Origin of the sequence: Pseudomonas sp. Rh2 (assembly GCF_040762985.1) — a bacterium.
Taxonomy (GTDB): Bacteria; Pseudomonadota; Gammaproteobacteria; order Pseudomonadales; family Pseudomonadaceae; genus Aquipseudomonas; species Aquipseudomonas taiwanensis.
Window position 1 is genome coordinate 2,913,426 of record NZ_CP142890.1, and the last position, 26,805, is coordinate 2,940,230.

17 protein-coding genes are annotated in these 26,805 nt (G+C 61.9%); 3 read left to right on the forward strand and 14 right to left on the reverse strand.

All coding sequences use genetic code 11. The features are described from left to right. Positions 1-38: 38 nt before the first annotated feature. The 3 genes from VXM67_RS13160 to VXM67_RS13170 all read right to left on the reverse strand — a co-directional run bounded on the left by VXM67_RS13160 (position 39) and on the right by VXM67_RS13170 (position 5,767). On the reverse strand, positions 39-320 hold the full coding sequence (locus VXM67_RS13160; protein ID WP_023380400.1) for a YrhB domain-containing protein: 282 nt from the start codon (positions 318-320) through the stop codon (positions 39-41). Then, the gene (locus tag VXM67_RS13165; protein ID WP_367237058.1) at positions 320-5,032 is read right to left on the reverse strand and encodes an RHS repeat-associated core domain-containing protein; all 4,713 of its coding nucleotides are present in this window, start codon (positions 5,030-5,032) and stop codon (positions 320-322) included. The genes VXM67_RS13160 and VXM67_RS13165 overlap by 1 nt, the downstream gene beginning before the upstream one ends. A 153-nt stretch (positions 5,033-5,185) precedes the next feature. Next, the gene (locus tag VXM67_RS13170; RefSeq protein ID WP_027907766.1) at positions 5,186-5,767 is read right to left on the reverse strand and encodes a LysE family translocator; all 582 of its coding nucleotides are present in this window, start codon (positions 5,765-5,767) and stop codon (positions 5,186-5,188) included. A 259-nt stretch (positions 5,768-6,026) separates the two neighbouring features. Here VXM67_RS13170 and VXM67_RS13175 point away from each other — a divergent pair, with 259 nt between their 5' ends. Further along, on the forward strand, positions 6,027-7,598 hold the full coding sequence (locus VXM67_RS13175) for a TerC family protein (protein WP_023380403.1): 1,572 nt from the start codon (positions 6,027-6,029) through the stop codon (positions 7,596-7,598). Here VXM67_RS13175 and rarD read toward each other — a convergent pair. Together rarD and VXM67_RS13185 are read right to left on the reverse strand one after the other, a co-directional pair. Continuing rightward, positions 7,561-8,448 (reverse strand): EamA family transporter RarD, encoded by an 888-nt coding sequence (gene rarD / locus VXM67_RS13180; RefSeq protein ID WP_023380404.1) that lies wholly within the window; start codon positions 8,446-8,448, stop codon positions 7,561-7,563. The two genes, VXM67_RS13175 and rarD, sit on opposite strands and share 38 nt — an antisense overlap. A 35-nt stretch (positions 8,449-8,483) precedes the next feature. Then, positions 8,484-10,070, reverse strand: a complete 1,587-nt coding sequence (locus tag VXM67_RS13185; RefSeq protein WP_315692213.1) for an EAL domain-containing protein — start codon at positions 10,068-10,070, stop codon at positions 8,484-8,486. Between the two features lie 301 nt (positions 10,071-10,371). Between VXM67_RS13185 and hppD the strand changes: the two genes are divergently transcribed. After that, positions 10,372-11,448 (forward strand): 4-hydroxyphenylpyruvate dioxygenase, encoded by a 1,077-nt coding sequence (gene hppD / locus VXM67_RS13190; RefSeq protein WP_023380406.1) that lies wholly within the window; start codon positions 10,372-10,374, stop codon positions 11,446-11,448. Between the two features lie 19 nt (positions 11,449-11,467). On the opposite strand, the gene VXM67_RS13195 is transcribed toward hppD, so the two are convergent. Then, positions 11,468-12,307, reverse strand: a complete 840-nt coding sequence (locus VXM67_RS13195) for a CSS-motif domain-containing protein (RefSeq protein ID WP_238346517.1) — start codon at positions 12,305-12,307, stop codon at positions 11,468-11,470. 96 nt (positions 12,308-12,403) lie between these two features. Further along, positions 12,404-13,090 (reverse strand): type 1 glutamine amidotransferase domain-containing protein, encoded by a 687-nt coding sequence (locus tag VXM67_RS13200; RefSeq protein WP_023380408.1) that lies wholly within the window; start codon positions 13,088-13,090, stop codon positions 12,404-12,406. Positions 13,091-13,425: 335 nt separating this feature from the next. On the opposite strand from VXM67_RS13200, the gene VXM67_RS13205 reads away from it, so the two are divergent. Then, positions 13,426-15,402: an ATP-binding protein gene (locus tag VXM67_RS13205; RefSeq protein WP_238546557.1), complete on the forward strand. Its 1,977-nt coding sequence runs from the start codon at positions 13,426-13,428 to the stop codon at positions 15,400-15,402. 6 nt (positions 15,403-15,408) lie between these two features. Here VXM67_RS13205 and VXM67_RS13210 read toward each other — a convergent pair whose 3' ends face one another. From VXM67_RS13210 to VXM67_RS13240, 7 genes are all read right to left on the reverse strand, one after another. Then, positions 15,409-17,004 carry a response regulator gene (locus VXM67_RS13210; RefSeq protein ID WP_367237060.1) on the reverse strand — a complete coding sequence of 532 codons (1,596 nt, stop codon included), beginning with the start codon at positions 17,002-17,004 and terminating at the stop codon, positions 15,409-15,411. A gap of 111 nt (positions 17,005-17,115) precedes the next feature. After that, positions 17,116-18,171, reverse strand: coding sequence for a tetratricopeptide repeat protein (locus VXM67_RS13215; RefSeq protein WP_367237062.1), 1,056 nt, complete (start codon positions 18,169-18,171; stop codon positions 17,116-17,118). A gap of 189 nt (positions 18,172-18,360) precedes the next feature. After that, positions 18,361-19,776, reverse strand: a complete 1,416-nt coding sequence (locus VXM67_RS13220; RefSeq protein WP_023380412.1) for an efflux transporter outer membrane subunit — start codon at positions 19,774-19,776, stop codon at positions 18,361-18,363. Then, a complete protein-coding gene (locus VXM67_RS13225) occupies positions 19,773-22,952 on the reverse strand; it encodes an efflux RND transporter permease subunit (RefSeq protein ID WP_023380413.1) in 3,180 nt (1,059 codons plus the stop codon). Before VXM67_RS13225 ends, VXM67_RS13220 begins: the two co-directional genes overlap by 4 nt. A 12-nt stretch (positions 22,953-22,964) precedes the next feature. Beyond that, the gene (gene mexE / locus VXM67_RS13230) at positions 22,965-24,206 is read right to left on the reverse strand and encodes a multidrug efflux RND transporter periplasmic adaptor subunit MexE (protein ID WP_023380414.1); all 1,242 of its coding nucleotides are present in this window, start codon (positions 24,204-24,206) and stop codon (positions 22,965-22,967) included. Between the two features lie 318 nt (positions 24,207-24,524). Then, positions 24,525-26,111 carry a rhodanese-related sulfurtransferase gene (locus VXM67_RS13235; RefSeq protein ID WP_367237063.1) on the reverse strand — a complete coding sequence of 529 codons (1,587 nt, stop codon included), beginning with the start codon at positions 26,109-26,111 and terminating at the stop codon, positions 24,525-24,527. Then, complete coding sequence (locus VXM67_RS13240; protein ID WP_023380416.1) at positions 26,108-26,716, reverse strand: cysteine dioxygenase type I; 609 nt, start codon at positions 26,714-26,716, stop codon at positions 26,108-26,110. The genes VXM67_RS13235 and VXM67_RS13240 overlap by 4 nt, the downstream gene beginning before the upstream one ends. Positions 26,717-26,805 lie beyond the last annotated feature (89 nt).

A 26,805-nucleotide genomic window follows, 5' to 3' on the forward strand; every position in this document is an offset into this window, starting at 1 on the left:
GAACCAGCAATTTCACCTGCGTCTTTTGCACCATTAAATCACTTCGATTTCAAGGACTTCTCTTTTATATAGTCATTCAAATAGCTATCTATGGGCTTTGCTGTTCCAAGAACATGAAGCTCACCAGACTGCCTATCAATTAAAAACGGGGCATTCCCTGCGAGCTGAGTTGACAGCTCACCTGTTTCCAAAAATTCTTTTGATTGGTAGCAGAAATACCATCCCTCGGAAAATTCTCCCTCATATGTAATTTGCAAAGGAACTTCGGAGTCCTTTAGATATTTCTTCGCCAACTCCAAGGCATACGCATAAGTGACCATCAATTTGTCCTCAATAGCTGCAGTGTTTTGAAATTACTAAGGTTTGCTGGCTTCCCGGTCTGCCCATCAAGGAATCTAACAACACCGTTCTGATTAATCACATTGAACACATGCCCTGGCTGACCCGGCCCATAAGAACCAAACACGATACCCCGAGCACCATTGCCGGAGCTTGCCATTTGTTGCGCAATATTCTCAGGCGCTATTACAGGGCCAAATTTAGAGCTGAATTGCTTTTCCAGTATACTCAATGGAACACCTTTCGTATGGTTGATTGGCAATGCAGATGCAGGATTTCCCGCCAGTGTCGCATCAGTAGCAATAGAGCAATTGACACAGTTATGAGTTCGACCTGCCTCTGGATAACCCGGATTAACATTCTTTATTGAACCGGCAGTTTGATCGACCACATCTGTCGCTTTTGGGCCGCAGCAACTTTCTTTTGCTAATCCTAGTTGATCAATCCAACTTGTAGGGTTTGGAGCATATACATATTGATTTAGCCCCCCGGCATAGCTAATGGGGTCTTTACAAATGAATCGAGCACCCCGAGTATCATAATACCGATGTCGATTGTAATGCAGCCCCGTCTCGTGATCGTGATACTGCCCTTGGAAGCGAATCGGGTTACCCAACCCATGCTGCTTGGCCCACTCCGAACGCTCCTCCCGCACCTCTCCCCACGCCTTGTACTGCCCCGCCCAGGCAACGTTGCCGTGCGGATCGGTCAGCTCCATCGGCGTGCCGAGGTGGTCACAGTGGTACCAGGCAATCGCATCGAACGCCTGCGGCGGCATCGTCGTTTGCCACAACGGATCCTGATCGAAGTCGTACTCCCGCTGACGCCAATCCGACTGCCTGTGCAGCACGATCGGGCGCTTGCGCAGGGCCTGGGCCACCGGCACGAAACTGCCCGGTTCATACAGGTAATGCACCGTACGCCCGGTATCGCCATCGTCCCTTGGCGGTGAGCTTTCCCAGGCCAGGGTGTCGCCGTCCCAGCCGAACAGGGTGAATCCGCAACCCAGTTCACGTTGGCGCTTGGCCCGCTGCATCTGGTTCCAGCCGGTACCCGCTTCCGGCCTATCCCAGTAATGTGCGACCGCGTTCTTGTACAGACGTCGACCCAGGGCGTCGTAGGCGAAGTCGACCTTGAGCTTGTCGTCGCTGTAGCTGGCCAACCGGTCGAACAGGTCCCAGGTGAAGTGGGCGTGCGCGCCGTTTTGTAAGCGGTGCACCAGGTTGCCGCGTTCGTCGTACTTGTAGTGGGTGCCGGCGTATTCGCGCAGCAGGTTGTCCATCAGCTTGTTGCGACGTGGGTCGGCTTCCAGCGGGCGGTTGAGCTCCTGGGTCTTCTGGTCCAGCAGGTTGCCGGCGGGGTCGAAGGCGAAGGTCTCGACGCCGAGGCGGCTGGTGGCTTTGAGCAGGCGGCCGACGGGGTCGTACTGGTACTCCAGCGGGCCGCGTCGGGTGTCGTGGATGTTGGTGAGCTGGCCGGCGGCGTCGTAGCGGTACTGGCGCCTGAGCAGCGTGGATGGGCTGTCGTGGCTGCCGAGCCACTGCTCCTGCAAACGCCCGACCGGGTCCCAGGCTTGGGTCTGCATCAGCTGGTTGCCCTGGTGCCGAACCACTTCGCGGTGCAGGTCGTCGCGCTCGTAGGCGAGCATTTCGTGGTGGTCGAGGGTCATGCCCAGCAGGTGGCCGCTGCCGTAGGTGAGCCAGCTGACTTTGTGGCCGTCCGGGCGGAGGGTGCTGGTGCGCTGGTTGAGGGCGTCGTATTCGTGCTGCCACACGGCGACCATCGGCGTGCCGGTGGCCAGATAGTGCTGGTGCTCGCGGGTCAGGTTACCGGCTGCGTCGTGGAACCACTGCAGCTTGCTGACGGCGTTGATCGCCTGGATCAGCTTGCCGTTGCCGTCGTAGGCGAAGGTCTCGGTCTGGCTCTGATCGCCCAGGCGTGCGGTGCGTTCGACCAGCCGGTTCATGCGGTCGAAGCGCAGGTCGATGTGGCGTTGGCCGACCTGGGTGGAGGCCAGGCGACCGGAATACGGGTCGTACTGGTAGCGCGTCACCAGACCATCGAATCCAGTTTCCTGGAGCAAACGACCTACTGGATCGTAGAAGAACGTCGCCTTGCTTTCGTTTTCGTTCTCCAGGCCGATCAGGCGTCCGAGCTTGTCCCAGCGGTAGCGCAGGGTGTGCTCGTTGGCGTCGACACGTTCGGCCAGCAGGCCGGCCGCGGTGTAGGACCAGGTGGTGCAACGATCAAGGCCATCGGAGTGAGCCAGCAAGCGACCTTCGGCGTCGTAGTCGAAACGCTCTTCGGTCTTGTCAGGGTGGGAGACCTTGGCCAACTGACCGGTCTTGTACTCATAGGCGGTTTTGTTGCCTAGTGCATCGGCGAACTCGATCAACTGGCCGAAGGCGTTGTAGGCGAGTGTCTTTTCGTTGCCGTTGGCGTCCTTGATCGCCTTGACCAAGCCCGCCGGGGTATAGGCAAACTCGGTCTTGTTGCCCAGCGGATCGGTGGTCTCGACCAGGTTGCCGCGCGCGTCGTAATCGCGCAGCCACAGCCCGCCTTCGGCATCGCGAATCTTGATCAGTTGGTCGTGGTCGTCGTAGGCATAGTGCTCGACGCTGTGATCGGGGCGGATGTGCTGCAGCAGATTGCTGCGCTCATCGTAGGCGTAACGGTCCTGGCTGCCGTCGGCATGGACGTGGCGGATGACGTTCTTGCGTGCGTCGCGGAACAGCCATTCGGAGTTGCCGTCCGGGTGCTTGATCCGGTAGGTGTAGCCTTGGGCATCGTAGTAATGCCAGGTTTCCTGACCCTGGGCGTCGGTGACGTAGGTCAGGCGGATGCGCGTGTCCCATGCCAGTCGGGTTTCGAAGCTGCCATCGTCGGCCCACTCGCGAATGGCCTTGGCATGGGGGCCGCTGCCGTCCCACTCCAGGTTGAAGCCGCGCGCGGTGCGATCGGTGTAACGGGTGATCAGGTGATGGCGGTAGCGGTAGTGCCAGGCGGCGCCGTTTTCATCCTGGGCGCCGATCAGGTCGCCCTGGCCATCGTAGTGATACCCGCACAGCTGACGCAGCGGCTTGCCGTCGACCACCTGCCACAAGCCTTGAATATGGCCGTGATCGTCGAGCAGGGTGCCCAGTTGCAGGTGGACCTTGTTCGGGTCGTTGTCGAAGTAGGTGTTGATGTCCGACAGCACCGGCTGGTCGTGGTGACGATGCTCGTAATGCAGCATCGCCCCCGCGCCACTGCGCAGCTGGATATGGGTCAGGTAGAAGCGGTCACCGTGACGGGCATAGGTTTCCCGGCGGCCCAGGCCGCGCAGCAGCACCAGTTGCTGTTCACCGGTGCGCACCCAGGTGAAGTACTCGACTGCGTCATACTGCGGCTTGCCCTTTTTCGGCAGCGCGAAGGCATGGCTGCGTCCGTCCATGTCGTGGAACAGCAGGCCTTTGTCGACCACGTCGATGCAGGTGGTGAACTCGGTGATCCAGCGGGCGCCGAGGATGCCGTTGTCCAGCTTGTCGAGGCGCGAGTTGTAGGTGCGAGTCCACGTGACCGGGAACGGGCCGGACAGGCTGAAGTCGGTGTGCGACAGCAGCTCGTTACCCAGTGCATAGCCAATGCTGTGCGCCGTGCACGGGCATGGGCCGTTCTTGCGGGGATTGGGCGCCTGGCGCACCGGGGCCTGCCGGGACAGCGACTCGTTGTGCCCCTCGCTGAGCACGTGACGGGCCTGCCGGGTGGTGTCGGCCTTGACCGCCGCTGCCATCCCTCGCTGGGGCGGGTGGGCGCGCACGGTCTGCAGCAGGCGTTGCAGCAACCAGGCGATGCTCTGTTCGCGCTCGGCCTGGCCCAGCGTGTCGAGGAAGCGCGGAACACGGGCGGCCAGGCGCTCAAGGGTATCGATCAGGGGCTGCAACAGTTTCGGCAAGGCTTCGTCGAACTGTCGCGCAACGCCGTTGTAGGCGCTCTTGAGCAGGCCTTCTCCAGCATTGGCGAGGGCCGCGGCGGCCAGGGTCCAGGCGTCGACTTCGAACAGGGAGTCGTACAGCGCCACCTGGGCCAGTTGCTGGCGGGCCCGGGCATGATTGACCTCGGCGTCGAGGTTGCCGCTAGCGGCGTCCTTGAGCAGCCCGGCCAGCCCACCGAACAGTTGGCTGGCGGTCTGGCCGGCGGCTTCGAGCATGGCAGGCAATTGCTCGAGGGCGCCGTCGACGTAGTGCTCCAGCTCACCGCGAAGGTTGGCGTGCAGGTGGCCTTCGAGGATTTCCAGGAACACCGCGCCCAAGTTGGCCCCGGGGTTGCGCCGCAGCTTCTGCCAGGTCAGGTGCAGCACCGGCCGCAGCACCATGCGCGCCCGCGGCAGGCCGAGCGGAACCGGCACCACGCCAATCAGGTTGATGCCCAGGCTGACCCATTGCAGCGGATCGTTGCTGGGATTTCGTACCAGCTCGGCGATATCGAGCAGCGCATCCACCAGGGCGAAGGCGTTGGCCACAACCGGCACCGAGGCTTCGAGGTGGTAGCGCACCGATTGCAGGTCGAGCAGGCCGCAGCTGATGTCCTGCAGCCACTGGTCGACGGCGGCGGCAGCGGCACCGAGGTCTTCGCGCAGCAGGGTTTCCAGCGGGGCGATGGCGATCTGGACCTCGCGCTCGGACAGCGCGGATCCGGGGGAACCTTGGGGCATTTGGCAGGCCTTCCTAGCCGGGGGATTACCCCGGGAAATCCGAGAAGGCCAAAGGGTATGAGTGGGGTTACCTGACTAGATGCCAGGCAAATTCGATCCGCACTGTAGGAAAAGTCGACGCGTGCAGATCGGATCTTGTGCGCCGATCTTCCATTAAATGACCAGATACCCCGCACTGGCCACCAGCAACGCCGCCAACCCTCGATTGAACACCCGCACTCGCCGTGGGTTACCCAGATACCGTCGAATCACACTGCCGGCCCAGGCCCAGCCGGCCACCGACACGAAACAGATCGGCCCGTAGATCCAAGTGAACAACCACAGCAAGTGCTGCTCGCCACCGGTGTAGGCACCGACCCCGGCCACCGCCGCCAGCCAGGCCTTCGGGTTGAGCCATTGCATGACTGCGCCATGCCAGGCAGTGGGGGCACTGTGGTGCAGTGCACTGTTCAGCTGACCGTCATCCAGGGCCAGCTTCCATGCCATGTACAGCAAGAATGCTACGCCCCCCCAATGCAACAGCACACCAACCATGGGCCAGCGCGCAAGGAGTTCGTGCACCCCGAGCCCGACCAGCAGCAACAGTGCACAGAACCCGAGCGTGGCGCCTGCCACGTGGCCCAGACTGGCCCGCAGACCATGGCGGGCACCGCTGCCCAGGGCAACGATGTTTACCGGGCCCGGTGAAATGGAAGCTGCCAGCGCAAAGGCGGCCATGGAAAGCGCGAGAGTCATGGGTGCATTTCCTCGTGTGGAAGATGCCACGATCCTGGCCTGGTAGGTGGGCGATGTATTGAAGAAAAGTCCCTCACAGCGGCGGTTACAGCTTTTGTAATATTTTTGCGCTGTCGAAAGAACCCACGGTGATTGTAGGATCACCTTCCTATTTCTTGATCAAGGTACGTATGAGCACCTTCGCGGAGCCCCCCAGTCTCCGGCCTTCCTGGCCATCCTTCCCCCGTCCTTGTGACGCTTTCCCCGTGAGTACCCGCTAATGGAATGGCTAGCCGACCCCACGGCCTGGCTGGGCCTGCTGACGCTTATCGTCCTCGAGCTGGTGCTGGGTATCGACAACCTGGTGTTCATCGCCATTCTGGCCGACAAGCTGCCACCCCATCAGCGCGATCGCGCGCGGGTGATTGGCCTGAGCCTGGCCTTGATCATGCGCCTGGGCCTGTTGGCCAGTATCTCGTGGATGGTCACTCTCACCGCGCCGCTGTTCGAGGTATTCGGCAAGAGCTTCTCCGGCCGTGACCTGATCATGCTGTTCGGTGGTGTGTTCCTGCTGTTCAAGGCCACCATGGAGCTGCACGAACGGCTGGAAGGGCACGTGGCCCAGAGCAGCGGGGTGGCACGCCATGCCGCGTTCTGGCCTATCGTGGCGCAGATCGTGGTGCTTGATGCGGTGTTCTCGCTGGACGCCGTGATCACCGCCGTGGGTATGGTCGAACACCTGTCGGTGATGATGATCGCGGTGATCTTCTCGATCGGCATCATGATCGTGGCCAGCAAGCCGTTGACCCGCTTCGTCAACGCCCACCCCACGGTGATCATGCTGTGCCTGGGCTTTTTGATGATGATCGGCTTCAGCCTGACCGCCGAAGGCCTGGGCTTCCATATCCCCAAAGGCTACCTGTACGCGGCCATTGGCTTCTCGCTGCTGATCGAGCTGTTCAACCAGTTGGCCCGGGCCCGTCGCAAGCGCAGCCTGCAACAGCACCGACCGCTGCGTGACCGCACCGCCCATGCCGTGCTGCGCCTGTTGGGCGGGCGACGGGTGGAAGCTGACGAGGTGGGCGAAGAAATTGCCGACCTGGTCGAAGGTGGCGAGGAGCAAGTGCTGTTCGACCGTCGCGAGCGGGTCATGATCAGTGGTGTGCTGAACCTGGCCGAACGGCCGATTCGCACAGTGATGACGGTGCGTACCCAAGTCGATGCCATCGACCTGGCGCAACCGGCCCAAGCCATTACCCAGGCGCTGGCCCATTCTCCGTATTCGCGTCTGCCGTTGATTCGCGATGGCCGGATCGACGAGCCGCTGGGCTTCGTGCACAAGAAGGAACTGCTCAAGGAGCTGTTGTCAGGCAGCCAGTTCGACCTCGAACGCATGGCACGGGCGCCGCTGAACCTGCTGGAGAGTTTCAGCATCCTTAACGCGTTGGAGCAGATGCGCAGCCAGTCGACCCACATCGCGTTCGTGGTCAACGAGTTCGGTGATTTCACCGGTCTGCTGACTATGACCGACATCCTCGAGTCGATTGCAGGCGAGCTGCCCGATGCCAGCGAAGTCGAGGGCCCAGGCGTAGTCGAAGACAGCGATGGTTTCGTGGTCAACGGCGCCCTGAACCTGAGCCAGGTGCAGGCGCGAACCGGCTTCAGCGCCCGTGCCACCGAGGACTACCAGACCCTCGCGGGCCTGGTCATGAGCTTGCTGGACCGCTTGCCGGTGGTCGGTGACCGTCTGGCCTGGAATGGCTGGGTCATGACGGTGGTGGCGGTGGAGGAGCGCCGGGTGCGCCAGGTGCGCCTTAAACCGGACGACGACGTTGGCGTAGCAGGTGCTTGATTCCTTCGAGCACCAGCACCAACACCGCGGCCCAGATCGGCAGGTAGGTCAGCCACTGGTCTGGGCCGATGGTCTCGCCCAGCAGCAACGCTACACCTACCAGCAAAACGGGTTCCACATAGCTGAGCAGGCCAAACAGGCTGAACGGAAGCAGCCGGCTGGCAAGCACGTAGGCGATCAGGGCGCAGGCACTGATCGCTCCCAATAACGGAATCAGACCGTATAGGGCAGGGTGCTGCAGCAGGTCGTTGGCGCTCAGGGGGCCTTGGGTCACAAAATACACGGCCCACGGCAGCAGCAGGCACATGTCGCACCAAAGCCCGCCCAGGTGGTCGGTGCGACAGCGGCGACGCAGCACGAAGTAGATCGGGTAACCGAGGGTCACCAGCAAGGTTTCCCAGGCGAAGCTGCCGTTCTGGTACAACTCGTGCCCCACGCCCAGCGCGGCGCAGGCCACTGCCACTTTCTGCAGGCGGGACAGCCGTTCGCCGTACACCATGCGCCCGGTCACCACCATCGCCAGGGGCAGCAGGAAGTACCCCATCGACACTTCCAGGCTACGCCCGTGCAGAGGAGCCCAGAGAAACAGCCACAACTGCACGCCCATCAACCAGGACGTGCCAACCATGCCCAGCAACAGCAGCGGATTCTGCCGCACTCGGCCAAGCAGCCCGCCGACCAGCTTGATGTCCTTGGTCAGCAGCATGAACAGGGTAAGGCAGGGAAGGGTCAACAGCGTGCGCCAGCCGAAGATTTCTTCGCCGTCGAGCGGTGAGAGCAAAGAGGTATAGAAGTACATCACAGCGAACAGACAGGACGCCATGACCGACGAGAGAATGCCTTTTGACACGAATGCCTCGAAATAGGGGGAGTTAAGCCGCTGGATCAGCCGCGCATGATCTCAGGGGGCGCGCCCTGCGGCAACTGCGTGATGCCTGGGCGGGCCGCCAGTGCCTGGAGAAACTGCGCCGCCGGCATGGGCTTGGCGAACAGGTAGCCCTGCTGGAAATCCACCTGGTGGTGTGCCAGGTAGTCCCGTTGGGCAGTGGTTTCCACACCCTCGGCGACGATGCCCAGGCCCAGCTTGCCCGACAGTTCGATAATGCTGTCGAGGATATGCTGGGACAGGGCATCGCCACCGATCATGGCAACGAAACTCTGATCGATCTTCAGGTAGTCGACCTGGAACTGCCGCAGGTAGTTGAGGCTCGATTGGCCGGTACCGAAGTCGTCCAGGGCGATCATCACCCCCATTTCATGAAGTTTCTCGAACAACTCCAGGGTGACGGGTGTGGGCTCGATCAGTTTGCGCTCGGTCAATTCCAGAGTCAGGATCACTCGGCCGGGCGGGAAGTGCTGGAGGAAAGTTTGACAGTCGTCGAGCAAGCCGAGGTCGCGGCAATGGTCGGCGGTAATGTTGATGCCGATGTGGAATCCGTCTTCGATCAGCGAGCAGTAGGGTGCCAGGGTCTGTGCCGTGTGCACCATCAGGGCGCGGGTCATGGCGACGATCTGGCCGCTGTGTTCGGCATATGGAATGAACAGGTCGGGGCGCACCAGTCCTTCGCGAGGATGGTTCCAGCGCATCAGCACCTCGGCCCCCGCCCAGCGATAGTCACCCTTGCGCACCACCGGCTGGAAGTACGGCAGGAACTCGTCGGCCTCCAGGGCGCGCCTTAGTTCATTGCGCGGCGACGAGGCACGGCGGATCTGCCAATGACATGCAACCCCGGCCACCGCGCCGATGAACAGCAACAGGCTGAGCAGCGCCGGGTAATGACTGCGCAGCACCGCGCCTTGCTTGCCTGCCTCATAACCGCCGTGGATGCTGAAGGGATAACGGGTGGAGCTTCGTTCGACACTGGCGATGGGCGCAACGGGGGGCATGCCCTGGCGTACCACACCGTCCTTGCCCATCCATTTATCGCCGACACGGATCTGCAATACTTCATCTGGGCCGATCAGGCGCAGCGCCGTAAGCAGGTGTTCACCATCGACCGTGGTGATGGCGCCCCGGTCACCTTCGCTGGCACGGTACACCAGCAATGGATGACCGGGAGTCACCGAATTGCCGTCCATCAGCCACAGTTTACCCTCGGTGTAATCGCGGGCATCGACTGGCTCGTCGAACTCGCCGAACAATGAGGTGCAGTACAGGCTGTTGTGCTGGAACAGGTTGGTCGAGCGCACGAACGCGTTGCGGGTTACCTGGCCGCGCAGGTTGAGCTTGATCTGCTCGCATGGGCTGCCGGCCAGTGGCAGCAAGGCCTGGGCGGCTCCAGAGAGGTTGTCGAGAATGCGCTCGACATGGGTCACCACCTGGCTCGTGGTGGCCAGGCTGTTGGCGCGCAGCTCGCGTTGGGTTTGCCAGTCGATGACCACCAGCCCGCACGCCAGTGGCAATACGCCAATGAGCCAGGGGAGCAGTGCTCGCCAACTCCAGCGGGCGGGGCGTTTAACCGTGAGGGGCATGCTGACCTAATCTTGTAAAGGAAGACCTGCACAGGATAGCCGCTCGTCGGCGTGCAGCGCGAACTAAAGCGCGACAAAGGTATTTACGCAATGTAGAATCGGTTTACGAATACAACAATAAGGTCCTTCGCCTACGGAGGATCCAGCCCGCCGAGAATGGGTCCATATGACATACCATGGGTTCAAGCTGATCATTGGTGACTTCCTCGCCCGCAGCGTGCGGGGTATCCCGTGCTCCCCACCATCTACGTTCCGCATCACAGGCAATTGATCATTTTTCGCTGCAGATGAGGACACGAACATGGCTGATATCTTCGACAATCCAATGGGCCTGATGGGCTTCGAATTCATCGAGCTGGCGTCGCCGACGCCGGGGGTGCTGGAGCCGGTATTCCAGATGCTCGGTTTCACCAAGGTGGCGACCCACCGCTCCAAGGATGTGCACCTGTACCGTCAGGGTGGCATCAACCTGATTTTGAACAACGAACCGAAAAGCATCGCATCGTACTTCGCAGCCGAGCATGGCCCGTCGGTGTGCGGCATGGCATTTCGTGTTCGCAATTCCCATGAAGCCTACGCCCGCGCCCTGGAGCTGGGCGCTCAGCCGGTCGAAATCGAGACCGGACCGATGGAGCTGCGCCTGCCGGCAATCAAAGGCATCGGGGGGGCACCGCTGTACCTGATCGACCGTTTCGAGGAAGGCAGTTCGATCTACGATATTGACTTCAATTTCATCGACGGCGTGGATCGCAACCCCGTCGGTGCTGGCCTGAAGATCATCGACCACCTGACCCACAACGTCTATCGCGGGCGTATGGCTTACTGGGCCGGCTTCTACGAGAAGCTGTTCAACTTCCGCGAGATTCGCTACTTCGACATCAAGGGCGAATACACCGGTCTGACCTCGCGCGCCATGACCGCGCCCGATGGCATGATCCGTATCCCGCTCAATGAAGAGTCGTCCAAAGGTGCAGGGCAGATCGAAGAGTTCCTGATGCAGTTCAACGGCGAGGGTATCCAGCATGTGGCCTTCCTCACGGACGACCTGCTAAAGACCTGGGACGCCCTCAAGGGCTTCGGCATGCGCTTCATGACCGCACCGCCGCAGACCTACTACGAGATGCTCGAAGAGCGGCTGCCAGGCCACGGTGAGCCCGTGGCCGAGCTACAGGCTCGCGGCATTTTGCTCGACGGCGCGTCCGAAGCGGGCGACAAGCGCCTGTTGCTGCAGATTTTCTCGGAGACCCTGCTGGGGCCAGTATTCTTCGAGTTCATCCAGCGCAAAGGTGATGACGGCTTTGGTGAAGGCAACTTCAAGGCCCTGTTCGAATCCATCGAACGCGACCAGGTGCGCCGCGGTGTCCTGAACGTCGATTGACGACACAGGGGTGCTGCCGTCATGACCTGATGGCGGTGGCACCCAACGCCTTGCGACGCACCCTTACCATCCCCCAGTAGACGATCGAGCCTGTCAGTATCCCGACCAGGGCGATTGACGGCATCGTCTGCAACAACGACTGGCGGGCTTCTCGAGCGGTAAACCCTGTTTCATAGCCGCCTTTGACGGTATAGCCGTACTTCTCGGAGTGAGCCGTTTCAAAGAACTCCGATTGGGAAGGCCGATCAGCGTCGCGGCTGTCGCCATGACTCCAGATATAGTCCTCGCCAAATTCAAGGAGCAGCGTCAGGCCATCCTGGAAGCCGCGCAGCTCGTTACGGAGTTCCATGCCATAGGCTGATGCGTAGACACGCAGGTTGTCCTGCCTCAGCTGATACACGACCAACACTGCGTTGGGCGCAGTGGGCGGGTCGAAGACGAGCATTGCAGGGTGGTCTTGGTCGATGAACAGGCTGTCGTACAACAGCGCGTCATCCATCGACGAGCAATAGCCCTTGCCCTCCTGCGCCAGCACCAGCGATTGAAGGCGTTGCCCTCCCTGCAGCAGGCCCACCAGCTTCTCTTGGGCTTGCGAACAGGGTTTGCCAGCCAAAGGCAAAACCAGTTCTGCCGACGCGTGCAACCGATCCAATGCGCCATCGATCGCGTAGACGGCTTCCTGAACGGAAACTCGCGCGTTTTCTTCGAGCTTGCGCTCCAGTTGGTAGAACATCACCACCAGCCCACTGGCAACCGGCATCAGGCTGGTGGTCAAGGCCAGCATCGGTGCCAGCATGATGCGGCCGATCTGTGTGAGTTTCGCCATAGCCTGCATTTCCCCCTCGTAGGTCTGCCGCATGAGCAAACGAAGGGTGAGCCTAAGTAAGCTGTGTTACTCAGGCTGTAATCCGCAGGCGATGCGTAGGTAGGGATCAGGGGGAAATCGCTGTAAGGTTCATCGCACCTTGAGCTTTGCCAGTACCTTTTCCGCCAGCGCACCCGTGGAGGCGGGGTTCTGACCTGTAATGAGCCGGCCATCTTCAACCACGAAGGGCTGCCAAGGGTCGTCGTGTTTCAGGTACTGACCGCCCCGCGCTGTCAGTTCGTTCTCGGTCAGGAAGGGCACCACGGCATCGAGCTCGGCCAGTTTCTCTTCAATATTTGAAAATCCGGTGACTTGCCGATCTTTCAGCAACAGGCTGTTGTCACTGAGTTTTATGTTCAGCAAGCCCACGACACCGTGGCAGACGGCGGCAACGATGCCTTGGTTTTCGTAGATTCGACGCGCAAGGTCCTGCAGCGCCGGGTTGTCGGGGAAGTCATACATGACCCCATGTCCCCCCGTGTAATAGATGACCTTGTACTCATCGGCCTTGACCTGCCCGGGCTGCAGCGAAGCGCCTAGCCGGTTCATGAACGTCTTGTCGTTGTACCACTGCCAGTCCAGGTCTGGGGCCAGTTGCAGGCTGTGAGGGTCGATCGGCACATAGCCGCCGCTGGGGCTCACGTAGTCCACGGCATAGCCGGCCTGTTGCACTTTTTCGACGAAGTGCACTGCCTCCCCCAGCCACAGTCCGGTCGCTCGCTTGAGTGTCGGGTACTTGGCTGTATTGGTCAGCACAACCAGAATCTTCTTACTCATGACCAGGCTCCATTGGCAGCGAAGGAATAAAGCAACAGGCGGCAGGTGAGGCCTAATCAGCATAGCTGGGGTTTTCGCTCACGCCATTGTGATGGTGGCGTTATGCTATCTTCCTGAGGGCGCGCCATTTCGCAGCGCGTGTGGTGCACGCGTAATGGTTAACATTACAGATGTCTTGCAGAGGCGCTCGTTCGCGCAGATGATGCAGCCAATCCTTTCTTCTACCCCACAGTGGAATCGACATATTGGGCGCAAACCGTACGCCACACCCACCCGGTCCGCGGGGCGTTCCCCAGGCGACAGACACCGATGCCGCAGGCACCCTCGCCGAGCGAATCGCGCGCTTCGACTGGGGGCGTACTGCTTTGGGCCCCTTGCCGCGTTGGCCAGCTCCGCTGCGCATTGCGGTCGACATGGTGCTCAACACCCCATTCCCTAGCGCCTTGGTCTGGGGGCCGGACCTGACGGTCATCCACAACGAGGCTTACCAGGCGCTGCATCCCGTGCAACAGGATACCTTGGGCCAAGGGTTCGACAGGCTATGGCATGAGGCCTGGGACGAAGTGGGGCCGTGGGTATTCAAAGCGCTGCAAGGCCACGCGAGCTGCATCGGGGACAAGCCCATTGTGGTCGGTCGTGGCGCCCAGGGAGAGCAGGGCTCCTTCGCCTTTTGCTACTCCCCTGTGCGTGATGACCATGGGGAGGTGGCAGGTTTTCTGCACACGGTGATGGAAACCACGGCCGGCGCCGAGTTGCAGCGAGCGTGGCGGGACCAGGTGCAGGTGTTGCAGGCGCAAATCCAGAAATACATGGTCGACCGCGAGCACCTCTGGGCGCTGTCGCGCGATGCGATGGTGACTGTCACCTCGGAACTTGTGTTGAAGGATGCCAATCCCACCTGGTACCGCATTCTGGGGTGGAGTGAAGACCAGGTACGCGACCGTTCGGTACTTGAGTTGATCCATCCGGCGGACCGCGCCGAGGTGCAGGTGGCGGTGGTCGACTTCATCCTTGGCAATGCCGACGATACGTTCGAAACCCGTTTGCGTCATCAGGACGGGCACTACCGATGGTTCCGCTGGACCGCCAAGTTCGACGGCTCGCTGTTGACCGCGGTCGGCCGCGACATCACCGATGATCGTGACGAGGCCATGCGCCAATCCCAGGCGTTGCTACGCAACAGTCAGCGACTCGAAGTCGTTGGCCAGCTGGCAGGCGGTATGGCACATGAGATGAACAATTTGCTGTCCGGCATCGGCGGTAGCCTTGAGTTGTTGCAGCGACGCTTGGACCAAGGGCGTCTGGAGCGTTTGGGGGACTACGTCGACATGGCGCGCGATTCAGTGCAGCGCGCCATGAACCTGACCCATCGGTTGCTGGCTTTTTCCCGCAATCAACCGCTCAAGCCCCGTCCGTTGAACCTCAACCGGCAGTTGTCGGCACTTCAGCCCGTGTTACTTCAGACCCTGGGTGCCGAGATGCGCCTGCAATGGCAACTGGATATCGAACCCTGGACCGTTTGCCTTGACAGTACGCAGTTCGAGACGGCCTTGATCAACCTGTGCAGCAATGCTCGCGAAGCCTGCCTGGAGCGTGGCTGCGTGACCATTCGCTGCGCCAACGAGCGCCTTGCCACCGCGTTTCCCGATGAGACGGGTTTGCCGCCAGGGGATTATGTAGCGGTGCACGTGGAGGACGATGGCCATGGTATGTCCGAGGTGGAGATGGCCCGTGCCTTCGAACCGTTTTTCAGCAGCAAGTCCATAGGTAGCGGTGCTGGGCTGGGGCTGCCGATGGTCTACGGTTTCGTTCGCCAGTCCGGCGGATACGTATGGATCACTTCAGCACCGGACAAGGGTGCCAGGGTCTCGATGCTGTTCCCGCGCTGCCACCAACCACTGCCCGTTGAGCCCCCCCCACCGACGCCGGTGGTTGAATGGGCCCGCGGACAACGCCTGCTGCTGGTGGACGATGAGCTGAACCTGCGCGCGCTGATGCGCGAGTATCTGCACGAGTGTGGCTTCGACGTTCACCAGGCCAGCGATGCTGGCGAGGCCCTGCAGCGTTTCCGCCAAGCTGGCCCCTTCGACCTGGTCATCACCGATATCGGCTTGCCGGGTGGATTCAGCGGTCGGCAGCTGGCACGGGCGATGCGCCAACTGGTGCCCGAACAGCGGGTCCTTTTCATCACGGGTTTTGTCGAGCCTGCATTGCAAACCCAGTTGTTCGAAGAACCGGGCACCGCGCTGCTGCTCAAGCCTTTTGAGTTCCAGAGTCTCGCCAGCCAGGCCTTACGGTTGCTGGCCGAGTGAGTCATCTCAAGGTTTGCCCAGCATCCTGGCAACCTGTCGCTGCAGCTCCTTGAGCTCGAACGGCTTGCTGATCAACTGCATGCCAGGCGCCAGGAAGCCTTCGCGGGCCATGGCCGTCTCGGCATAGCCAGTGATGAACAGCACCGCCAGCCCCGGCCGGAGGGTGCGAGCAATCTCGGCCAATTGTCGGCCATTCATGCCAGGCAGACCGACGTCGCTGATCAGCAAATCCACGTTTTGCCCAGAGCGCAACAACTTCAACGCGTCGTTGGCATTGCTGGCGCTCTGGCAGTTGGCCCCGTCCTCCTGTAGTGCCTGGCACAACAAGCAGCGCACATGTGGGTCGTCCTCGACCACCAGCACGTCACGGCTCTCCATGGGCGAGGTCGGTGGGTCCACGGCCTGCACTGTCTGCGCCGGCCCAGCATGGCGTGGCAGGTAAAGGTCCACCCGCGTACCCTGGCCGATCTGGCTGTACAGGGCGACATGGCCACGGGACTGTTTGCTGAAACCGTACACCATCGAAAGGCCAAGGCCGATACCCTGGCCCACGGGCTTGGTGCTGAAGAACGGTTCGAAAGCGTGTTCGAGGGTACTTTGCGACATACCTTGGCCATCATCGATGATGCTCAGCCGCAGATAGTCGCCGGTACTCAGGCTGTCACCCCTTCCGGGATCGGCTTCTACCCGCTGGTTGCTTGCCTCTATCCTCAACGCGCCGCCGCTGGGCATGGCCTCACAGGCGTTGAGCAGCAAATCGTCGAGGGCCTGCTGCAGTTGCACACCGTCCGCCTCGACGGCCCATAGTGTATCCGGCAGCTGCAGCTCAAGCGTGACCGAGTCGCTGTAGTTGTCCTGCAACCGCTGAGCCTCCAGTAAGGCGCGCAGTTCGATGCGCTGGCTGTGCAGCGACTGTCTGGAAGAAAATGCCAGTAGACGGTGGGTCAGCAGGGATGCCCGGCTGACGGCCTCCCGGCCCATCCGCAGCACGCTTTCGAGGCCCTCGCTGCGGCCTTGCTTCAAGCGGCGGTCGATCAGTTCGAAACTGCCTCCGATGCTGGTCAGCAGGTTGTTGAAGTCATGCGCCACGCCACCAGCCAACTGGCCGATGGCTTCCATCTTGCGTGCTTGATGCACAGCCAACGCCGGCGTCTGGCTGCGCGAATCGAGTTGTTGTTGCAGCGCTTGGAGCTGGTCGCGTGCCAAGTACTGGCGGCGACGATTACGCAGCGCATTCCTGGCCAACAGCAGAAGTTGTTCATCGGCGAAGGGTGAGCCCAAAAGGGACAAGTTTCCCAAGGGGTGCCCAAGAGGGGCGGTGAGGGGGGAGCGGGGGGCGGTGAGCAGGACGATGGGCAGGTCCGACCAGCAGGGCTGATCCTTGATGAACTCCCGCAACAACGTATCTTTGCAACTTCTGAGTGTCTTTTCGGCGATGATCGCCAAGCCTGCGCCCTCGACCAGGCAGCTATGCAGATGGTCGATATCGCGCGCGCACAGGCAGTCTATACCGGCTGTCGCCAGTAGCTTCGAGGTGCTCGCGCCGAGCTGGGCGGGGGCCAGGATCAGGGCGCGCTCATCCAGCGACAATGAACTGGCCAAAACGACTCTCCCGTGTCGATGGGCAGCGCCTGGGGGCGCTTTCGCCTTGAGGTCCGATAACCTCTGGACCACGGCGCATCGTCAAGGGTTCAACGACAATCTCCGAGCTTGCTACAAACCTTGTTGAAGCACCGGATCATCAGGGTTCTGTCGTTCCAGTTCAGCCAACAGCACCTGCACGTTCTGCAGTTGGCCGGTCTCTTTCCAGTACTTGATCAATAACAGCCTGGCGCGCCGGTTTGCCGGTTGACGGTTGAGCAGGGTTTCCAGTTGCTTCTGCGCGGCATCGCCCTGTTCCAGGTCGTGCAGGGTCACCGCCAGGGCATAACGATAATCAGCGTTGTCGGGTTCCAGTTCCACCGCGCGGGCCAGGGCCAGCAATGCGTATTCGCATTGTTCATGACGGTTCAGCCATCGCCCGAGCTCGTACTGCAGAAACGCCGAGTCTGGGCGCAAGGCCAGCGCCTTGCCCAGCACCTGACGTGATTCATCATGCTGTCCCTGGCGCTCGAGCAAGCGCACCTGAGTGGCCAGGGCATCGAGGCCGTCCGGCGCCACGGCCAAGCTACGTTGCAGGGCCATGGCAGCCTGGTCATAGTCGTTTTCATGCAGATACAGGCGAGCCAGGTGCACCTGCGCGGCGGCATCCTCGGGCTGCTTTTCCAGCGCCTGCTGGTACTGCTCCAGCGCCGCTTGCAGGGGGCCGAAATACAGGCCGATGGCGTCCGGGTCCAGACCCAGCAGGGCGTCCACCGCCGCGAAGCGCACACTCTGGTCGTCGTCGTCCAGCAGCGGCCCCAGCACCAGGCTGCGCTGCGCGGCAGGCAGCAACCGACGAATGCCGGCGATGGCAGCCCGGCGTACCAGCGGCTCGTCATGCTCCAAATCTTGCTGCGCAAGCTTCAGTGCTTGTGGCGACGGGTAGTTGGGCAACTCGGCGTAGAGTGCGGCGCGGCGAATCGGCGCGAGGTCGTTGCGTTGCAATTGCTGGTACAGCACCCGCGCGGCGCCTGGCAGGCCTTCATGGGCCTGGCGCAATGCCTTGGCATAACTGTGCGCAGGCAAGGTCGGCGGCGTGGGTTGGTCATCGCGGCGCAGGAAGACCAACGCAGTCGTCGCCAGGACCAGCGCCAGCAAGGCGATTAGGTAGTGGTGGCGTTTGAGCATCGGGCGATCCATGGCGGTGGGAAGGCAGAGCTTGGGGCAGAATGCCCCTGTCTGCAAGGTGCATTGGCTCAACCCTTGTCTGCGGTCGGCTCGGTGCCGCGTAGGCGAAGGATGAACAAAAAAGCCCCGCAGGCGCGAGGCCAGCGGGGCAAACGGTTGGCGGAGGATCCAACCAAAGGAGTCGTTGAATCAGTGGGCGCTGGCCACTGTCTCGGGTTGCCAGCCGCCACCGAGGGCTTTGTAGATCGAGACGATGCCGCGATACAGCTCGACTTCACCCTGGGCTTGGGCGTCTTCGGCGCTCAGGCGTTCGCGTTCGGCGTCCAGTAGCACCAGGTAGTCCACCGTGCCCTCGCGGTAGCGCACCGAAGCGAGTTCGGCGGCCTTGCGGCTGGCGTCGCTTTGGCGCATGAGCGACAGCAAGCGTTGTTGCCGCTTGCCGTAGTCGCTGAAGGCGTTGGCCGATTCTTCCAGGGCCAGCAATACCTGCTGCTCGTAGTTGGCCAGGGCGCCTTCGGCATCGGCTTTGGCTCCACGCAAGCGTGCCCGCACGCTGCCCAGATCGAAGGCGGCCCAGGTGATGCTGGGGCCAAGCGCCCAGGCATTGGCCGCGGACGAGCCGATCTGCGAACCGCGCGCGGCGGTGAAACCCAGGAAGCCGCTGAGGCTTACCCGTGGGAACAGGTCGGCGGTAGCCACCCCAACGTTTGCCGTGGCAGCGGCCAGTTGGCGTTCGGCGCTGCGGATGTCCGGGCGGCGGCGCAGCAGCTCGCCCGGGTCACCCACCGGCAGGGCCTTGGCGATGGCCGGCAGCGCCTTGGGCGAGAGGTCGACACTCAGTGCATCCGGACGCTGGCCAAGCAGGGTGGCGATGCGGTTGCGCGCTCGGACCTGTTCGGCCTGCAGTTGCGGTACGGTCGCCTCGACCCCGGCCAGCCGCGCGTCGGCGCGCACTACGTCCAGTTCGTTGCCGACCCCGGCGTCACGCAGGGTTTCGGTGATGGCACGCGACTCCTCCTGGGTCTTGAGGTTGGCCAGGGCAATTTTCTCGCGCAACTGAGCACCGCGCAGTTGACCGTAGGCGTCGACCAGTTCAGCGATCAGGCTGACCTGCAGCTGTTGCAGGTCGGCCTGGGCGACTGCCTCCTGGGCTTCGCTGGCCTCGATCTGGCGTTGGATGCGGCCGAAAAGGTCGAGCTCCCAAGCCATGTCCAGGCCCAAATCATAGCGCTCGCTGTTGACTCGCTGTTCGGTCTGGCCGGGAATCTGGCCCTTGCCGATTTCGCTGCTGGCGCGACTGGTCACCACCGGCAGTTGATCGTTCGAGGCATCCTCACGGATCGCCCGCGCCGACTTGAGGCGGGCGAAGGCCACGCGCAAGTCGCGGTTGCCTTCCAACGAGGCCTGCACCAGCTGGTTGAGCACCGGGTCGTCGAACTGCTTCCACCACACGCTTTCGAAGTGGCTGCGATCGAACGCCTGGGCTTGGGCCTGGGTGTCCAGATGCGCAGGTTCGGTGTCCGGTGTCTTGTAGTCCGGGCCCACCGCGCAGGCCGCCAGGGCCAGTGCCAGCAGGCTAGGCGTCAGGGGTTTGAGCAGGTTCATGCGTGGCTCTCCAGCGATGGCACGTGCGAAGCCTTGCGGGCCTGGCGACGCTCGACGAAACGGCGGATCAGGAAGAAGAACACTGGCGTCAGGAACAGCCCGAACACGGTCACCCCGATCATTCCCGAGAACACCGCGACACCCATGGCATGGCGCATTTCCGATCCGGCGCCGGAGGAGAACACCAGGGGTACCACACCCATGATGAAGGCGATCGAGGTCATCAGGATCGGGCGCAGGCGCAGGCGGCAGGCTTCAAGTACAGCCGCCAATGGGTCCAGGCCCTTGGCCTGTTCATCCTTGGCGAACTCGACGATCAGAATCGCGTTCTTGCATGCCAGTCCGACCAGTACGATCAAGCCGATCTGGGTGAAGATGTTGTTGTCGCCACCCGATACGATCACCCCGGTAATGGCCGACAGCAGGGTCATCGGCACGATCAGGATCACCGCCAGCGGCAGGCTCCAGCTTTCATACTGGGCGGCCAGCACCAGGAACGCCAGCAGCACGCACAGCGGGAACACCAGCAGTGCGGTATTGCCCGAGAGGATCTGCTGGTAGGTCAGGTCGGTCCATTCGAAGGTCATGCCATTGGGCAGTTCCTCTTTGAGCAGCTTCTCGATGGCGGCCTCGGCTTGGCCGGAGCTGTAGCCAGGTGCGGCCGCGCCGTTGATTTCCGCGGTGATGAAACCGTTGTAGTGCATCACCCGATCAGGTCCGGAGGTGTCGCTGACCTTGAGGAAGGTCGCCAGCGGGATCATCTCGCCGAGGTTGTTGCGTACCTTCAACTGGCCGATCTGCTCGGCATCGAGGCGGAACTGCTGTTCGGCCTGGACGTTGACCTGGTAGGTGCGACCGAAGCGGTTGAAGTCGTTGGTGTACAGCGAGCCGAGGTAGACCTGCAGGGTGTCGAAGATGTCGGTGATCGCCACGCCATGGGTCTTGGCCTTCTCACGGTCGATGGCTGCATCGACTTGTGGCACATTGACCTGGTAACTGGTGAACAGGCCAGCCAGCTCCGGCACGTTGTGGCTCTTGGCGATGATGTTCTGGGTTTCCTTGTACAGCGCTTCGTAGCCCAGGTTGCCCCGGTCTTCGATCTGCAGGCGGAAGCCGCCGATGGTGCCCAGGCCTTGTACCGGTGGCGGTGGGAAGATCGCGATGTAGGCGTCTTGGATGTCAGCGAACTGGGCATTCAACGCAGCGGCGATGGCTGCAGCCGACTGGCTCGGGTCCTTGCGCTCATCGAACGGCTTGAGCGGGGTGAACACGATGCCGCTATTGGGGCTGTTGGTGAAGCCGTTGATCGACAGCCCCGGGAAGGCTACCGAGTCGGCGACGCCGGGTTGCTTGAGGGCGATTTCGCTCATGCGCTTGATGACCGCCTCTGTACGGTCGAGGCTCGCCGCGTCTGGCAACTGGGCAAAGGCCACCAGGTACTGCTTGTCCTGGGCCGGTACGAAACCGGTCGGGGTGGACGAAAAGCCCAGGTAGGTGAGGCCCATCAGGCCAGCGTAGACGAACAGGGCGATGCCGCTGGAGCGGATGACCCGGCGCACGCCGCCGACGTAGCGATTGGAGGCACGGTCGAAGAAACGGTTGAACGGCGCGAACAGCCAGCTACCCAGCAGCTTGTCGAGGAACCGCGAGAAGCGGTCCTTGGGCGCGTGATGCTCCTTCAACAGCACGGCAGCCAGCGCCGGCGACAGGGTCAGCGAGTTGAATGCCGAAATCACGGTCGAAATGGCGATGGTCAGGGCGAACTGCTTATAGAACTGCCCGGTCAGGCCAGAAATGAACGCAGCAGGCACGAACACCGCGCACAGCACCAGGGCAGTGGCAATGATCGGACCGGTCACTTCGCCCATGGCCTTTTGCGTGGCCTCAAGCGGTTTCAGGCCAAGCCCGATGTTACGTTCGACGTTCTCCACCACGACGATGGCGTCGTCCACCACGATACCGATGGCCAATACCAACCCGAACAACGACAGGGCATTGAGCGAGAAACCGAACAGGTGCATCACCGCGAAGGTGCCGATCAGCGACACCGGGACGGCCAGCAGCGGGATGATCGAGGCGCGCCAGGTCTGCAGGAACAGGATCACCACCAGCACTACCAGCACCAGCGCTTCGAACAAGGTGTGCACTACCGCTTCGATGGAGCCACGAACGAAGATGGTCGGGTCATAGACGATGCTGTAGTCCATCCCTTCCGGGAAGTCCTTCTTCAGCTCGGCCATTTTCGCCCGCACTTCGTCGGAGATTTCGATGGCGTTCGAGCCAGGCCGCTGGAAGATCGGGATGGCCACCGCCGGCTGGTTGTTCAGCAGCGAGCGCAGTGCGTACTGGCTGGAGCCCAGCTCGACGCGGGCGATGTCCTTCAGGCGAGTGATTTCGCCATCGGCACCGGCACGGATGATGATGTTCTCGAACTCTTCCTCGTTGACCAGGCGACCTTGGGTGTTGATCGACAGCTGGAAGCTGGTGCTGCCAGGGGCGGGCGGGGCGCCCAGCTGGCCGGCGGCCACCTGGCGGTTCTGCTCGCGAATGGCGGCCACCACATCGCTGGCGGTCAGGTTACGCGAAGCGGTCTTGTTCGGGTCGAGCCATACCCGCAGCGAGTAGTCGCCCATGCCGAACAGTTGCACGTCGCCGACGCCGCCCAGGCGCGCCAGTTCGTCCTTGATGTTGAGGATGGCGTAGTTGGACAGGTAGAGCATGTCGTAGCGGTTGTCCGGCGAGGTCAAGTGCACGACCATGGTCAGGTCGGGCGATGCCTTGTCGACGGTGATACCAATGCGGGTCACTTCCTCAGGCAGCTTGGGCTGGGTACGCGTGACGCGGTTCTGTACCTGCACCTGCGCGTTGTCCAGGTCGGTGCCCAGGGCAAAGGTGATGGTCAGGGTCAGCTTGCCATCGGCGGTGGACTGCGAGGACATGTACAGCATGTTCTCGACACCAGTGATGGCCTGCTCCAACGGCGCTGCGACGGTTTCGCCAATCACCTTGGGGTTGGCGCCGGGGAAGTTGGCGCGCACCACCACGGTGGGCGGTACCACTTCCGGGTATTCGCTGATCGGCAGCTTGAACAGCGAGATCGAGCCCGCGATCAACAGCACCAGCGACAGCACGGCAGCGAAGATCGGCCGGGTAATGAAGAATTTCGAAAAGTTCATCGGTGTGATCCCTTAACCGCGTGGCGCTTGGGCGCTGGCGACTTTTTCGGTGGAGCCCGCTACCTTCTGCGTCCGATTGCTGGCCTCGAGGGCTTGGCGTTGCTGGGCGAGGGCGGCGAGGGTCTGCTCGCTGGCCATAGGCGTTTCTTCCGGCGTCACTGGCGACCCCGGACGCACACGCTGCAGGCCCTTGACCACGATGCGATCGTCCTTGGTCAGACCGCTGCGCACGATGCGCAGGCCTTCGAGCTTCGGCCCCAGTTCTACTGGGCGATAGCTGGCCTTGTTGTCCTTGTCCATGACCAGCACGAACTTCTTGCCAAGGTCCGTACCCACGGCTTCGTCGTTGATCAGCACCGCATCGTACTGGGCGCTGCCGACCAGCTTCAGCCGCGCATAGAGGCCTGGCGTGAACTGGCCGTCGCGGTTATCGAACACGGCGCGGCCGCGGATGGTGCCGGTACGTGGGTTGACCTGGTTGTCGACGAAGTTCATCTGGCCCAGGTGTGGGTTACCGGTTTCGTTGGTCAGGCCCAGGTAAACAGGCGTGCTCTGACCGCGCTGGCCTTCGCGGGCCAGTTGGGTGTACTTCAGGTACACGCGTTCGTCGGCGTCGAAGTAGGCATACACCTTGTCGGTGGACACCACGCTGGTCAGCGGGGTGACATCGGCGGTGACGATGTTGCCGGCGGTGAACTGAGCGCGGCTGACCCGGCCGCTGATCGGCGCAGTGACGCGGGTGAAGCTCAAGTTCAGGCGGGCCAGGTCCAGTTGGGCCTGGATGGCATCGACACCGGCACGGGCTTCGGCGGCGGCACTGCTGCGCGATTCGGCCAATTCCGCGGAGATCGCGTTGCTGTCGCGCAGGCGCTCGCCACGGCGGGCTTCGTTGGCGCTGCGAATGGCGGTGGCCTTGGCTTGTTGCAGTTGGGCTTCGAGTCGGCGGACTTCAGCCTGGAACGGACGTGGGTCGATCTGGAACAACAGGTCGCCTTTCTTGACCTGGGCACCTTCGGTGAAGGCTACCAAGTCGATCTGGCCTGAGACCCGAGGGCGTACTTCAACGGTTTCTGGCGCTTCGAGGCGGCCGGTGAACTCGTCCCACTCGTTGATCGGTTGCTCGATCACCTTGGCGACGCTGACTTTCGGTGCGGCGGGGGCCTGCACGGCGTCCGGGGTTCGACCGCATGCGCTCAGCACCACGACTGCCAGGGCAGCGAGGGGGAAGCGCAAGGGTTTGAGTGATTGTTCCATGGAGAACTCCGCCAATGTATTAGTAGTGGGCGGAGTGTGAGTGTCTTGCGCGTAGCGCACGAATCGAATGGAGCGAAGGTTATTATCACGCGCAATGATAAGGCGTGGTCAGACATCGATGTGGGGCATGGATCAGCGCTGCAGGCGTCCCTCCGAGCGAAGCGGCCCCGTTTTCTCCAGGCTCTGTACGAAAAGCCTTGAAACTCGGTGATGCTGCGTTGAAAACAGCCTCGGAATGCTCCTTACAACCCGTAAACTCCGCTTCCTCGGCTGTTTTCGCCTTGCCAGACCTTCGTCTCAAGACTTTTCTTACAGACCCTAGCTCAGCACCTGGAATCCATGAGTGCCATCGCGCTCCAACTGCGCAATCAGACCAAACTCCCAATCCAGATAACCTTGCATGGCCTCGCGCGGGTTATCGGTGCCTTCATAAGGCCGGCGGTAGCGGTCGGTGCGCGCCACCGCCAAATGGGTCTCACCGCTCTCCAGCGGCTTGCCAGCGGCAATCCAGCTGGCGGTGCCCCCGCTGAGCAGATACACGGGCGTGTGGGTCAGTGCTTGCAGGTCGACGGCTGCGAAACGGGCGAGCAGGCCAGTGCCGCAAGTCAACACATAACGTTCGGCTACAGGCAACCGCTCCAGGGCCTGGGGCAGTTGCGCCCGGATAGCCCAATGGGCACCCGGAACATGATGCTTGACGTAGTTGGCACTGGCCGTGAAATCCAGCACTACGGTACTGGCGGATTCGAGCCAGCCTTGCAACTGCTCGACACTGATTTCGGTCACTTGCGGCAGTGGCGGCAGCGGGGCTTTCCAGTCACCTGTCTCGCTGAAGTGGTCCTGGGTAAGCCCATCCAACACAGCCACCTGCCAGCCCATCTGCGCCAGCCACGAAGCACTCATGTTCGCCCGCACGCCATCGTCATCGACCAACACGATACGCGCACCGCGCACGCTGGCCACATGGTCGGTCTCCTGCACCAACTGCCCGCCAGGCACCGAACAGCTTCCAGGCACATGGCCCTTGGCATATTCCTCAGGTGTGCGCACATCGAAAAGGTACGTGGTGCGGTGGCTGTCGGCCTGCCAGACCCTGAGCCCCTTGACCTCCAGGCGCAGCACACCGGCCTTATCGGCAACCTTGCGCGCACGCTTGGCTGCCACGGCACGGTTGGACTCGGTCACTTCGGTAAAGCGGCGCTGTTGGCCATGGGCCAGTTGTTGCCCCGCCAAGGTCCAGCCGATGGTGCCATTGCGCAGCGCTGCCACCGGGTTGGGGATCCCGGCATTGACCAGTGACTGAGTGCCGATGATGCTGCGGGTGCGCCCGGCGCAGTTGACGATCACCTGGGTGTCGGCGCTGGGCACCAGCTCGGCAACCCGCAGCACCAATTCCGCACCCGGCACGCTGATACCGCCCGGTATGCTCATCGTCTGGTATTCATCGAAACGCCGGGCGTCGAGTACCACCACATCGGCCTTGGCATCCAGCAACGCCTGCACCTGCTCGGCCGCCAGCGACGGGGTATGGCGCACGCTCTCGACCCACTCGCCAAAGGCTTTGCTCGGTACGTTGACGTCTCTGAACAGCTCGCCGCCGGCAGCGCGCCAGCCGGCCAGGCCATCCTGCAGCAATGCCACATCGCTGTAGCCCAGCGCCAGCAGGCGCTCCGCCGCTCGGTCCGCGAGTCCTTCACCATCGTCATACAGGGTGATGGCGGTACTGCGACGCGGTACGCGGGCGAACATTTCCAGTTCCAGTTTCGACAACGGAACGTTGGCGGCGAACAATGGGTGCGCCTGGGCAAACGGGTCTTCTTCTCGGACGTCGATCAGTGCCAGCTCCTGATGGGCCAGCAGGGCTCGACGAATGTCCTGGTAGGTCCGGGTGGTCACAGTACTCATAGGTCAGGGGTCTCTTTGGACAGGTCCCAGATGTTGGGCAAGCGGGTATTGGTGTATCCGGAAATGAAGGCTTTTTCGCTGCCGTCGGCCAGGTATACGGCGCGCCGAACGGCACCGATGTTGGCGCCATAGACATGGATGCTGATCGACACCCTGTCGTCGAAGGCATTGCTTACTTGATGGATGTCGCCGATGCGGGGCGAGACAGCTTCGACATGCCCCGGATCGATGCGTACAGGTTCGCCAGCGGGCACCAGTGCGCCCTGTTCGGTGCGGGCAAAGCCTTGCGAGTATTCGGCTCCGCGCAGCATGCCGATCAGGCCCCAGACGCGATGGTCATGGATCGGGGTGCGCTGCCCCGGTGCCCAGACGAAACTGACGATGGAAAAGCGTTGGCGCGAGTCGCAATGCAACAGGTACTGCTGGTAACGGGTCGGATCGGGCTGAGCCAGGTCCGCGGGCAGCCAGTCATCGTGAGCGACCAGGCTGCCAAGCAGACCCTGGCCGTGGTCGAGGAGGGCGGCCTCGTCGGTCTCCCGGTCCAAAAGATCGGAAAGTTCGCTTATGAACAAGCGCAAACGGTCAAGACGCAGCGGTTGGCTCATGGTAAGGGCTCGATGGAGAGGTCTGAATCACCCTAGCAAAGTCAGAGAATATTCTCAAAATGCAAAATAATCATAAGCTAATATGCATA

Excerpts from the sequence above, each read along its gene's own strand:
- VXM67_RS13185 (WP_315692213.1), bottom strand. The coding sequence starts at position 10,070 with ATGCCCCTCACGGTTAAACGCCCCGCCCGCTGGAGTTGGCGAGCACTG.
- VXM67_RS13175 (WP_023380403.1), top strand. The coding sequence starts at position 6,027 with ATGGAATGGCTAGCCGACCCCACGGCCTGGCTGGGCCTGCTGACGCTT.
- VXM67_RS13200 (WP_023380408.1), bottom strand. The coding sequence starts at position 13,090 with ATGAGTAAGAAGATTCTGGTTGTGCTGACCAATACAGCCAAGTACCCG.
- VXM67_RS13170 (WP_027907766.1), bottom strand. The coding sequence starts at position 5,767 with ATGACTCTCGCGCTTTCCATGGCCGCCTTTGCGCTGGCAGCTTCCATT.
- VXM67_RS13240 (WP_023380416.1), bottom strand. The coding sequence starts at position 26,716 with ATGAGCCAACCGCTGCGTCTTGACCGTTTGCGCTTGTTCATAAGCGAA.
- hppD (WP_023380406.1), top strand. The coding sequence starts at position 10,372 with ATGGCTGATATCTTCGACAATCCAATGGGCCTGATGGGCTTCGAATTC.
- mexE (WP_023380414.1), bottom strand. The coding sequence starts at position 24,206 with ATGGAACAATCACTCAAACCCTTGCGCTTCCCCCTCGCTGCCCTGGCA.
- VXM67_RS13220 (WP_023380412.1), bottom strand. The coding sequence starts at position 19,776 with ATGAACCTGCTCAAACCCCTGACGCCTAGCCTGCTGGCACTGGCCCTG.
- VXM67_RS13235 (WP_367237063.1), bottom strand. The coding sequence starts at position 26,111 with ATGAGTACTGTGACCACCCGGACCTACCAGGACATTCGTCGAGCCCTG.
- VXM67_RS13165 (WP_367237058.1), bottom strand. The coding sequence starts at position 5,032 with ATGCCCCAAGGTTCCCCCGGATCCGCGCTGTCCGAGCGCGAGGTCCAG.
- VXM67_RS13215 (WP_367237062.1), bottom strand. The coding sequence starts at position 18,171 with ATGCTCAAACGCCACCACTACCTAATCGCCTTGCTGGCGCTGGTCCTG.
- VXM67_RS13225 (WP_023380413.1), bottom strand. The coding sequence starts at position 22,952 with ATGAACTTTTCGAAATTCTTCATTACCCGGCCGATCTTCGCTGCCGTG.
- VXM67_RS13160 (WP_023380400.1), bottom strand. The coding sequence starts at position 320 with ATGGTCACTTATGCGTATGCCTTGGAGTTGGCGAAGAAATATCTAAAG.
- VXM67_RS13195 (WP_238346517.1), bottom strand. The coding sequence starts at position 12,307 with ATGCGGCAGACCTACGAGGGGGAAATGCAGGCTATGGCGAAACTCACA.